The sequence below is a fragment of the Rhizobium sp. AQ_MP genome, from assembly GCF_014237835.1.
Taxonomy (GTDB): Bacteria; Pseudomonadota; Alphaproteobacteria; order Rhizobiales; family Rhizobiaceae; genus Allorhizobium.
The window spans coordinates 184,543-194,671 of the sequence record NZ_JACJVI010000010.1 but is presented as its reverse complement, the minus strand read 5'-3'; the positions used below and the strand labels follow the sequence as shown (position 1 = coordinate 194,671).

10 protein-coding genes are annotated in these 10,129 nt (G+C 61.1%); 3 read left to right on the top strand and 7 right to left on the bottom strand.

Going from position 1 to position 10,129, the window contains the following annotated elements; genetic code table 11:
• Positions 1-229: 229 nt before the first annotated feature.
• The gene (locus tag H6M51_RS16140; RefSeq protein ID WP_185810841.1) at positions 230-751 is read right to left on the bottom strand and encodes a TIGR00645 family protein; all 522 of its coding nucleotides are present in this window, start codon (positions 749-751) and stop codon (positions 230-232) included.
• A gap of 183 nt (positions 752-934) precedes the next feature.
• Here H6M51_RS16140 and H6M51_RS16135 point away from each other — a divergent pair, with 183 nt between their 5' ends.
• Together H6M51_RS16135 and H6M51_RS16130 are read left to right on the top strand one after the other, a co-directional pair.
• Positions 935-2,608, top strand: coding sequence for a formate--tetrahydrofolate ligase (locus H6M51_RS16135; protein ID WP_185810840.1), 1,674 nt, complete (start codon positions 935-937; stop codon positions 2,606-2,608).
• Between the two features lie 235 nt (positions 2,609-2,843).
• Positions 2,844-5,093 carry a TonB-dependent hemoglobin/transferrin/lactoferrin family receptor gene (locus H6M51_RS16130; RefSeq protein ID WP_185810839.1) on the top strand — a complete coding sequence of 750 codons (2,250 nt, stop codon included), beginning with the start codon at positions 2,844-2,846 and terminating at the stop codon, positions 5,091-5,093.
• 54 nt (positions 5,094-5,147) lie between these two features.
• Here H6M51_RS16130 and H6M51_RS16125 read toward each other — a convergent pair whose 3' ends face one another.
• Positions 5,148-6,116 carry an extensin family protein gene (locus H6M51_RS16125; RefSeq protein WP_185810838.1) on the bottom strand — a complete coding sequence of 323 codons (969 nt, stop codon included), beginning with the start codon at positions 6,114-6,116 and terminating at the stop codon, positions 5,148-5,150.
• A 288-nt stretch (positions 6,117-6,404) separates the two neighbouring features.
• Here H6M51_RS16125 and H6M51_RS16120 point away from each other — a divergent pair, with 288 nt between their 5' ends.
• On the top strand, positions 6,405-8,588 hold the full coding sequence (locus H6M51_RS16120; protein WP_185810837.1) for an anthranilate synthase: 2,184 nt from the start codon (positions 6,405-6,407) through the stop codon (positions 8,586-8,588).
• A 43-nt stretch (positions 8,589-8,631) separates the two neighbouring features.
• Here the strand turns inward: H6M51_RS16120 and H6M51_RS24970 are convergent, their stop codons facing one another.
• The 5 genes from H6M51_RS24970 to H6M51_RS16100 form a co-directional block, all read right to left on the bottom strand.
• Complete coding sequence (locus H6M51_RS24970; RefSeq protein WP_246085146.1) at positions 8,632-8,712, bottom strand: type II toxin-antitoxin system RelE/ParE family toxin; 81 nt, start codon at positions 8,710-8,712, stop codon at positions 8,632-8,634.
• A complete protein-coding gene (locus H6M51_RS16115; RefSeq protein WP_348644505.1) occupies positions 8,709-8,918 on the bottom strand; it encodes a type II toxin-antitoxin system RelE/ParE family toxin in 210 nt (69 codons plus the stop codon). The genes H6M51_RS24970 and H6M51_RS16115 overlap by 4 nt, the downstream gene beginning before the upstream one ends.
• A gap of 11 nt (positions 8,919-8,929) precedes the next feature.
• Positions 8,930-9,169, bottom strand: a complete 240-nt coding sequence (locus tag H6M51_RS16110; protein WP_185810836.1) for a type II toxin-antitoxin system ParD family antitoxin — start codon at positions 9,167-9,169, stop codon at positions 8,930-8,932.
• Between the two features lie 63 nt (positions 9,170-9,232).
• Complete coding sequence (locus tag H6M51_RS16105) at positions 9,233-9,526, bottom strand: HigA family addiction module antitoxin (protein WP_246780541.1); 294 nt, start codon at positions 9,524-9,526, stop codon at positions 9,233-9,235.
• Positions 9,519-9,803: a type II toxin-antitoxin system RelE/ParE family toxin gene (locus H6M51_RS16100; protein WP_185810834.1), complete on the bottom strand. Its 285-nt coding sequence runs from the start codon at positions 9,801-9,803 to the stop codon at positions 9,519-9,521. Before H6M51_RS16100 ends, H6M51_RS16105 begins: the two co-directional genes overlap by 8 nt.
• Between the last annotated feature and the right edge of the window lie 326 nt (positions 9,804-10,129).

The following is a 10,129-nucleotide window of genomic DNA, read 5'->3' as shown; positions in this document are numbered from 1 at the left end:
GGTGTGTCGGTCTCCCATCCGCCACCGCGCCTGCCATTACAGCCTCAAACGCGGCTTTCGGGAAGTTACAAGAGTGGGTGCCCGCAGCCGGCTCCGTGCAATGTCACAGGCCAATTTCGTGAGGCTGCGAGGTCAGCCGCATTCCGCTCTCCCCCCGTGTGGGGGAGATGCCCGGCAGGGCAGAGGGGGGTACCCTGGCGCCACTGCCATCATCAATTTGGAACAAGCCTCAGATCTTGTCGGCGTCGCTCGCCTTCTTCTTGCCGTTCATCATCACCTCCAGATAACCCAGCATCACCGCCGAGACCACGAAGGCAATGTGGATGATGGTGAGCCACATCAGCTTGCTGTCGGTGTACTGGTTGGCGTTGAGGAACACCTGCAGGAGGTGGATCGAGGAAATCGCGACGATGGAGGAGGCCACCTTGATCTTGAGGCTGCCGGCATCGAGCTTGCCGAGGAACGATACCTCGTCATTGGCCTCGTCGAAGCGGCTGACGAAATTCTCGTAGCCTGAGATCATCACCATGACGATCAGGCTCGCGACCAGCGCTGCGTCGATCAGCGCCAGCATGGCGAGGATCATCTCGAAGTCCTCGTAGACGAAGACATTCTGGGCGATCTTCAGGAACTTGTAGCCGAAGGAGACGGCATAGACGCCAAGGGCCGCGACCAGGCCGAGATAGAAGGCCACAAGGATCCATCGGCTCGACAGGATGATTTTTTCGACCAGCAGTTCCAGCGATTTCATTGGGGCGTTCCTTGAGGGCTGAGGTGCGGCGCAAATAATACATTGTTCCCTGCGGGGACAAGGGGGCAGTCGAACTTCCGCCGCCTCGGATGGATGCGCTCAAAATAAATCTCGCGGGCCTGCTTGCCAGCCGTCCCGCCGAGGCCGATCCTTCTCCACAACAAGGGTATGAGGGGGAAACGGATGACAGTGCCATCGGACATCGATATTGCGCGTGCAGCCTCCAAGCGACCCATCCAGGAGATCGGCTGCAAGCTCGGCATTCCCTCTGACAGCCTGATCCCCTACGGCCATGACAAGGCGAAGATATCGGCCTCCTTTATCAAGGGGCTCGCGGATCGGGCCGATGGCAAGCTCATCCTGGTGACGGCGATCAATCCGACACCGGCGGGGGAGGGCAAGACGACCACGACGGTCGGCCTTGGTGACGGTCTGAACCGTATCGGCAGAAAGGCTGTCATCTGCATCCGCGAACCCTCGCTCGGCCCCTGTTTCGGGGTGAAGGGCGGGGCGGCGGGCGGCGGTTATGCGCAGGTCGTGCCGATGGAGGATATCAACCTCCATTTCACCGGCGATTTCCACGCGATCACCTCGGCCCACAATCTGCTCTCGGCGCTGATCGACAATCACATCTACTGGGGCAACGAACTGGGCATCGATACGCGCCGCATCACCTGGCGGCGGGTGATGGACATGAACGACCGCGCGCTGCGCCAGATCGTGACCTCGCTCGGCGGCGCCTCCAATGGTTTTCCGCGCGAGGCGGGTTTCGACATCACGGTGGCCTCGGAGGTCATGGCGATCCTTTGCCTTGCCACCGATCTCGAAGACCTGGAACGCAGGCTCGGCGCCATCATCATCGGTTACCGGCGTGACAAGAGCCCGGTCTTCGCGCGGGATCTGAAGGCCGACGGCGCGATGGCCGTCCTCTTGAAAGAGGCGATGCAGCCGAACCTCGTGCAGACGCTGGAAAACAATCCGGCGCTGGTGCATGGCGGCCCCTTCGCCAATATCGCCCATGGCTGCAATTCAGTCGTGGCGACGAAGACGGCGTTGAAGCTCGGCGACTATGTCGTGACGGAAGCGGGCTTCGGGGCCGATCTCGGGGCGGAGAAATTCTTCGACATCAAGTGCCGCAAGGCGGGGTTGACCCCCTCGGCCGTGGTCATCGTGGCGACGGTCCGGGCGCTCAAGATGAACGGCGGCGTGGCCAAGGAGGATCTCTCCCGCGAGGATGTCGCCGCCGTCGAGCGTGGTGCCGTCAACCTCGCCCGGCATCTGGAAAACCTTGCCAAATTCGGTGTTCCCGCTGTCGTTGCGATCAACCATTTCACCACGGATACCGATGCCGAGATCGCGGCGGTCAAGGCGGTTGCCGCCGGGCTCGGGGCCGAGGCCGTGCTCTGCCGTCACTGGGCGGACGGCTCGGCCGGGATCGCTGCGCTTGCCGAAACCGTCGTGCGTATTGCCGAGAGCCCATCCTCCTTTCACCCGCTCTATCCGGATAGCCTGCCGCTCTTCTCCAAGATCGAGCGGATCGCGACCGAGATTTACCGGGCGGGTGAAGTCACGGCGGGTAAGACGGTGCGCGAGCAGCTCGCGGACTGGGAGCGGCAAGGGTATGGCAATCTCCCGGTCTGCATGGCGAAGACCCAGTATTCCTTCTCCACCGATCCGACGCTGCGCGGCGCGCCGGAAGGGCATGTGGTGCATGTCCGCGAGGTGCGCCTGTCGGCCGGCGCAGGCTTCGTCGTGGCGATCACCGGCGAGATCATGACCATGCCCGGCCTGCCTCGCGTGCCGTCTTCGGAGAAGATCCGGCTCAATCCGGACGGAGCGGTCGAGGGCCTGTTCTAGCACCCGGAAGCCCGTGAATAGCTGTGCTGTTTCTGTCACGGTGACGATGATCGCAAATCATGATTAGAATTATCATGTTTTATATGTTGACTCATTACGTCATGTTTTATACGGCGTGATGACGGCGGGAACATCCTCTCCGCTCCGTTTTTGACGCAATTACATCAGGCCGAACCTGCTCCGGACACATTCCGGTGCGGGCCCCCTTTCTGCGGCCATTGAAAGGACGACACCCATGCGCTCCCGGTCCCTCCGCCCCTTCCTGCTTGCCTGCACGGCGCTCGCCTCCATTACCTCGTTGGCACCCGCCCTGGCCCAGACCGCTTCGTCCACCGCCACGGCCAGTAACGAGACGCAGCTGCAGACGATCGTCGTGAAGGGGAAGCGGGTGAAGGCCGGCTCGGTCGCGGATACGCCGCTGGCGACCGAGACGACGGCGGCAGAGATCGCACAGAAGCAGATCACCAGCATCGAGGATCTCGGCCGTGTGGCGCAGCCGGGCGTTGCCTTCAACCGGTCCAATGGCGCGGTCAATATTCGCGGCCTTGAAGGTGCGCGCGTGCTGACGACGATTGACGGGATCCCGGTTCCCTACATCTTCGATGTATCGCGTGGCGCAAGCGGTGGGGTGGATGCTTTCAATTTCGCGGCTCTTTCAGCAGTCGATGTCATGCGCGGGGCGGATTCAAGCCGGGCTGGCTCAGGTGCACTGGGTGGCGTGCTGGCATTGCGGACGCTGACGCCCGAGGACCTCATCGGTGAAGGCAAGGATTGGGGTGGCGTCGCAAAGACAACATACGACAGCTCCGACAACAGCTGGGAAGGCTCCGTGGCGGTCGCAAAGCGGATCGATCACACCTCCGTCCTGTTCCAGGGCTCCTACAAGAAGGGCCATGAGCGTACAAACCAGGGCACCATCGATACCTATGGGTCGACGCGCACCAAGGCCGACCCCTCCGATTATGATCAACACAATCTGCTGTTTCGCCTGCAACAGCAGCTGGAAGGCGGCCATACATTGGGGCTGACGGCGGAACGCTTTCGTGCGGACCGGAAAACCGACGCCAGAACCATGCAGGATTCGAGCACGTACAGACCTGGCACCTATACCGGAAAGAAGAATACCGATCGTGACCGCATCTCGCTGGATTACCAGTACGAAGCGCAGTCACAGGATGGTCCGATCTCCAATGCCTGGGCATCCTTGTACTGGATGACGCAGCGGACGATGGACGGTTATGATGGCATCCGGGCGCGTACTCCAATCGGACCGATCGGCCGTGAAAACGACAACACCGAGAGGACGATCGGATTTATCGGGGCAGCCCAATCGCATCTGACGACCGGTCCGCTTGAGCACACCTTGAGCTACGGCATAGATGCAGCTTTCGGGGTGACCAAGCAATATTCCAGCGGTTACGACAAATGCCCGCCGCCACCCTATGCGATGTTCGCGACGTGCTCGTTCCTGCATACCAATCAAGCCGATACGCCCAAGGTGAACAGCAGCAAGCTTGGCTTGTACTTCGATGACGAAATCCAGATCGGATCAACGGGTCTGACCGTCACGCCGGGTCTGCGCTTTGACTGGGTCAAGCACTCTCCTGAAATGACGGCCGAGTTCGGCCGGAACTACAACAAGCCGTCACTGCCGAACGGTTTCGAGGATGCCGGTTTCTCGCCAAAGCTGCGTGTGGCCTATGATCTGCAGCCTGAGGTAAAACTTTTCGGGCAGTGGGCCATGGCGTTTCGAGCGCCAACAGCTGGCGAGCTCTACAGTGCTTATGGCGGCACGGGCACCTATCTGCGCCTTGGCAATCCCGGACTGGAGTCCGAAACCAGCAATGGTTTCGAATTCGGTGCAGAGCTGGGCGACCAAGAGATGGGCGCACGCGCATCGGTCTTCTACAATCGCTACAAGAACTTCATCGATGTGGCTTCGATCACCTCTGCACAGGCTGCCGCGCTTGGATATGCTGGCCCGTTCCCCATGGGCAGAACGCGCTACTCGAACATTTCCGATGCCGAGATGTATGGCGTCGATCTCTCTGCCCATAAAGTGTTCGAAAACGGGTTCCGTGTCTCTGCCGGTCTCGCCTACGTGATCGGCAACGATCTTGATCGCGACACCTTCATCCGCTCGGTGGCGCCGCTGAAGGTCGTTGCCAGTGTTGGTTATGACACCGAGTTCTGGGGCGTCGGCGCCGATTTCTCTGCGGTCGCAGCTGCCCGCGCTGACGATGGCAAGGACACCAGTGGCGCCTCGTACTTCAGAACGCCAGGCTACGGCATCGTCGATCTGACCGCCTGGTGGGAGCCAGAACAAGCGAAAGGCCTCAAGCTCACCGCTGGCGTCTACAATGTGTTCGACCGCACCTTCTTTGACTACTCGAGCGTTCGCAATACCAGTGTGACCGCCGAAACTCGCGACCTCTACTCCGAACCCGGTCGCACCTTCAAAATCTCGCTCACCCAGAAGTTCTGAGCGAGGCGGCCTCCAGTGCAAGGGGCGGCGCAGCGATGCGCCGCCTTTTCCGTTTCACCGGCAGTAGCGAAACCCGCTCTTCCGTTCGATCACGTCGAGATGCATGTGATCCTGGTGGGTCGGGTCGCTGCCGGGGGAGAGCACTGTGGTGAAATAGAGGCAGGCGATGGCGTTGAAGGCGCGCTGGAAGGCGGCTTCGGCCGTGCCGTCGTCCTGTCGTGCGATCATCACCGGCTGTTCACCCTCGCCGAAGCGGAGCCCGGCGATGTCGATCGCATTGCCATAGGCGTGCTCCGACACCTTGCCATTTTCCGCGCTGTTGCGGTTTCGGCAGACATAAGCGGAGGCATGGCGGATGCCGGTGAGCTTGGGTTTGTCCGGAAATGCGCTCTCGGCGGCCGGTTTGAGCATGTCGCGCGTCATCCGGGCGAGCTGCAGGGCAGTTTCGCAGCGAAGGGTGGCCTCGGGCTCAAGCGTCACGTCCGGCAAGAGTTTCGTCACGGCGATCGGTGCGGCGATACCGCAGCCGCCGTCGTCATCGATCCCGGCCTTCTGTTCGAAGCTCGCGCCGATCGCCTTCAAGTCGGCGAGGCAGGCGGCCAGCGCCTTCGGTTCCTCCGGCTGGGGCGCCGGATCCGGCGGCGGTTGCTGTTCGGCACTCTCCGAGTCCTTCGCCGGCTTGCCCGGCTTGTCAGAGGGCGGTGTCTTAGACCCGTCGACGTCACTGGAGGGCTCTTGAGGTTTGGAGCGGGTGTTGTCCTGCCCGGGTGCGGCCTCGGGTTTTCGTTCCGTCTGATCGGGCTTTGCCGGATCGGCTGCAGAAGGCCTTGGCCTGGTCTGCGGTGTCGGGAGTTCCGCAGGCTCTTTGGCTTGCTCCTCGGCCCCTGGCACCGCATCCGAGGAAGGGGCCGCGCTTTCGGGCCGCTTGTCAGGCAAGGGGCCGCGGGCAGGCAGCTGCAGGCCGGTCAGGCTCGGCAGAGCCAGAAGCAGGAGGGCTGCAAGCCTCACGATCGTCTTCGTCATCTCTTCTCCCTGCTGCCCCAGTCCCCGGGTCAAAAAGGCGCGAGCCGTCGAAAAGTTCATCATCAAGGCGCATCAAAACACCCTTGCTAAGGCGTCGGCTCCACGGTATTCCTTTGCCCATGAAGATCGTTTCGAAGAACATTGCTTGGTGGTGGGCACGCTGACGCGGCCTTGACCAGTCATGTCTTTTGACGATTGACCCCAAAGCCGCCCGGAAACACTCCTGAGGCGGCTTTTTCGTATTCAAAGCCTCGGGAAGAGGGCCTTGAAGAGCAGAGAAGGACAGACATGTCGACGATTTTGCAGGAAGACGGCTCGGAAGCCTATCAGACGCGCGGCGGCGTGACCGTCACGCGCAAGCGCCGGCCAACACCCTATGCCGATGCCATCTCCACCTATGTCGACAAGCTCGACGAGCGTCGCGGCGCGGTCTTCTCGTCGAATTACGAATATCCGGGCCGCTATACCCGCTGGGACACGGCCATCGTCGATCCGCCGCTCGGCATTTCCTCCTTCGGCCGCAAGGTCTGGATCGAGGCGTATAACGGTCGCGGCGAAGCGCTTCTGACCATGATCGCCGAGGCGCTTGCCGGCGTCGAGGATCTGGCGCTGGGCGCGCGCACCGCAACGCGTCTCGATCTCGACGTCAAGCTGCCGTCGCGCGTCTTTACCGAGGAAGAGCGCTCGAAGATGCCGACCGTGTTCACGGTGCTGCGCGCCATAACGGCGCTGTTCCACTCGGAGGAAGACAGTGCCATCGGCCTGTTCGGCGCCTTCGGCTACGATCTCGCCTTCCAGTTCGACGCGATCGACCTGAAGCTCGTGCGTCCGGATGACCAGCGCGACATGGTGCTCTTCCTGCCCGACGAGATCCTGGTCGTCGACCACTATTCGGCCAAGGCGTGGATCGACCGCTACGACTTCACCAAGGGTGACGTCACCACCATCGGGCAGTCGGAAGAGATTGCGCCCGAACCCTTCCAGCACACCGATACGATCCCGCCGCGCGGCGATCATCGTCCGGGCGAATATGCCGAACTGGTCGTGAAGGCGAAGGAAAGCTTCCGCAAGGGCGACCTCTTCGAGGTCGTGCCCGGCCAGAAGTTCATGGAGCGTTGTGATAGCAAGCCGTCGCAGATCTCCAAGCGGCTGAAGGAAATCAATCCGTCGCCCTATTCCTTCTTCATCAATCTCGGAAACCAGGAATATCTCGTCGGCGCTTCGCCCGAGATGTTCGTTCGCGTGAACGGTCGCCGCATCGAGACCTGCCCGATCTCCGGGACCATCAAGCGCGGCGCGGACCCGATCGAGGATTCCGCCCAGATCCTCAAGCTCCTCAACTCCAAGAAGGACGAGAGCGAGCTCACCATGTGCTCCGATGTCGACCGCAACGACAAGTCCCGCGTCTGCGAGCCGGGTTCGGTCAAGGTCATCGGCCGTCGCCAGATCGAGATGTATTCGCGCCTCATCCATACCGTGGACCATATCGAGGGGCGGCTCCGCGACGGCATGGATGCCTTCGACGGCTTCCTCAGCCACGCCTGGGCTGTTACCGTCACCGGTGCGCCGAAGCTCTGGGCGATGCGTTTCATCGAGGCGCATGAGAAGAGCCCGCGCGCCTGGTATGGCGGGGCGATCGGCATGGTCGGCTTCAACGGCGACATGAATACGGGGCTTACGCTTCGCACCGTGCGTATCAAGGACGGCATTGCCGAAGTGCGTGCCGGTGCGACGTTGCTCAACGACAGTGACCCGCATGAAGAAGAAGCCGAAACCGAACTGAAGGCCTCCGCCATGATCGCCGCCATTCGCGACGCGAAATCCGACCCGAAGACGAAGCGGGGCGTCGCCCGCGTCGGGGAGGGGATCAATATCCTCCTCGTCGACCACGAGGATTCCTTCGTGCACACGCTGGCCAACTATTTCCGGCAGACAGGTGCGACCGTGAACACCGTGCGCACACCCGTGCCGGAGGAGATTTTCGACCGGCTGAACCCTGATCTCGTCGTGCTTTCGCCCGGACCCGGATCACCGACCGATTTCGACTGCAAGGCAACGATCAAGAAGGCCAGGGCCCGCGAACTGCCCATCTTCGGCGTTTGCCTCGGTCTCCAGGCACTCGCCGAAGCCTATGGCGGAGAGCTGCGCCAGCTTGCCGTCCCTATGCATGGCAAGCCCTCGCGTATCCGGGTTCTCGAACCGGGCCTGGTGTTCGAAGGCCTGGGCAAGGAAGTCACCGTCGGGCGCTACCACTCGATCTTCGCCGATCCGGCCACGCTGCACCGTGATTTCATGATCACCGCTGAAAGCGAGGACGGCACGATCATGGGCATCGAACATGCGAAGGAACCGGTCGCGGCCGTGCAGTTCCACCCGGAATCGATCATGACCCTGGGCGGCGACGCCGGCATGCGGATGATCGAAAACGTGGTGGAGAAGCTCGCAAAGCGGAAGAAGGTGAAGGCGGCTTGAATAAACAGGTAAGGAGCGCGGCTGAATTGCTGCGCTCCTCCGTTTAGAGATCCTCTTGCCAATCTTCCCGCCCATGGCGAACGCGGACGATGAGAACGCCCTCGTCGTCGATCAGGTAGATCACGAGATGCGCCTTGTAGCGCTCACCCGAACCGGCGGCGTCAGTTCGGTCCTCTGCCGCGCCATTGCTGGCGTCGATGCGATGAGATCGAAGAGTTCGAAAAGGCCATTGTGATAGATCTGCGCTTGGCCAAGGCCCCAGCGGTCTAGGCCTCGCTTGGCGATCTCGATGACGTCGGCTTCCGCTTCTCGTGTCAGCCGATACGGCATGCTCACACCGCCTACGGGTTCGCTTTCTGCTTTGCAGCTTGAAATAGCTGATCCGCTGTTCGATTGCCTACTCCACTTGCGAGTCCAGCGTCCACAGCCTTCTGCATGGCCTCAATTTTGGCCGCGCGTTCCTGATCTTGGCGGATCAAGCCAGAAACGTAGTCACTCGGATCGGCGTATTCGCCGCTTTCGGTTTTCCTGCTGACCCAATCTTTCAGATCGTCCGGAATTGCGATGGTGATGCCCTGCATTGCAGTCTCCAATCTTCAAGGCGCAGAGTATCTCCAACGGCAGGCAACGCAGCAAGGGGATTATCACGCCGCCCGGGGTTGGATCCGCTTCAACTCGTCCTCGATTTCGCGCCGGCGCTGCATGAGGTCGTAATCCGCCTGCAGGCCGAGAAAGAAGCCCTCGGACACCCCGAAATAGCGCGACAGCCGCAGATCGGTATCAGCAGTCAGAGACCGCTTGCCGAGCACGATCTCGTTTATACGGCGGGGCGGCACGTTGACTGCGCGCGCCAGAGCATTCTGGCTCAGTTCCATGGGCTTCAGGAAATCCTCAAGCAGGATATCGCCCGGATGCGGATTGGGCAGCAGTTCAGTCATGGTAGTCGACAATCCCGACATCGCTTGGTCCTCCTTCAATCCAGGTGAAGCAAATCCGCCATTGATCGTTGATACGGATGCTGTGCTGCCCGAGCCTATCACCCTTGAGTGCCTCTAGCCGGTTTCCGGGCGGGACGCGCAGGTCGTTCAACTGTCTGGCATTGTTCATCAAACGCAGTTTTCTGAGCGCCACGGCCTGTATTTCCGGCGGAAGCTTTCGGCTTCGCTGGCCGGACCAGATGCGCTCGGTTTCAGCGTCCGTGAAACTCTGGATCATAACCAATTATAACGCGCTGCGTCATGCTCTGCAATGCTCAGGTTTGTCACGAACTTAGAGTGTATTCGTCTTTCGAGAAGGTCGGACCTCGCCTAAACGTCGTCCAGATTCCAGGCTCTCTCCCGTCCACAAAATACTGATATTTTTTCTCAAGATTCTTCTTCCGCCCTGAAAAATCAGATCGCCGCGATCGTTTCTCCGGTGGCAGCCTGCGTCAGGAGCCGGTGTTCAGCGTCATCAACAGCCCTTCTTTGCTGCGGATCTGACTCGCCTCGACCCGGTGGAATGGCCGCATGCGCTTGGGTGCCGGCCTTTTCAGCGCCTTC

Coding starts and splice junctions, on each gene's coding strand:
- H6M51_RS16140 (WP_185810841.1), bottom strand. CDS start 751: ATGAAATCGCTGGAACTGCTGGTCGAAAAAATCATCCTGTCGAGCCGA.
- H6M51_RS16135 (WP_185810840.1), top strand. CDS start 935: ATGACAGTGCCATCGGACATCGATATTGCGCGTGCAGCCTCCAAGCGA.
- H6M51_RS16130 (WP_185810839.1), top strand. CDS start 2,844: ATGCGCTCCCGGTCCCTCCGCCCCTTCCTGCTTGCCTGCACGGCGCTC.
- H6M51_RS16125 (WP_185810838.1), bottom strand. CDS start 6,116: ATGACGAAGACGATCGTGAGGCTTGCAGCCCTCCTGCTTCTGGCTCTG.
- H6M51_RS16120 (WP_185810837.1), top strand. CDS start 6,405: ATGTCGACGATTTTGCAGGAAGACGGCTCGGAAGCCTATCAGACGCGC.
- H6M51_RS16115 (WP_348644505.1), bottom strand. CDS start 8,918: ATGCCGTATCGGCTGACACGAGAAGCGGAAGCCGACGTCATCGAGATC.
- H6M51_RS16110 (WP_185810836.1), bottom strand. CDS start 9,169: ATGCAGGGCATCACCATCGCAATTCCGGACGATCTGAAAGATTGGGTC.
- H6M51_RS16105 (WP_246780541.1), bottom strand. CDS start 9,526: ATGACTGAACTGCTGCCCAATCCGCATCCGGGCGATATCCTGCTTGAG.
- H6M51_RS16100 (WP_185810834.1), bottom strand. CDS start 9,803: ATGATCCAGAGTTTCACGGACGCTGAAACCGAGCGCATCTGGTCCGGC.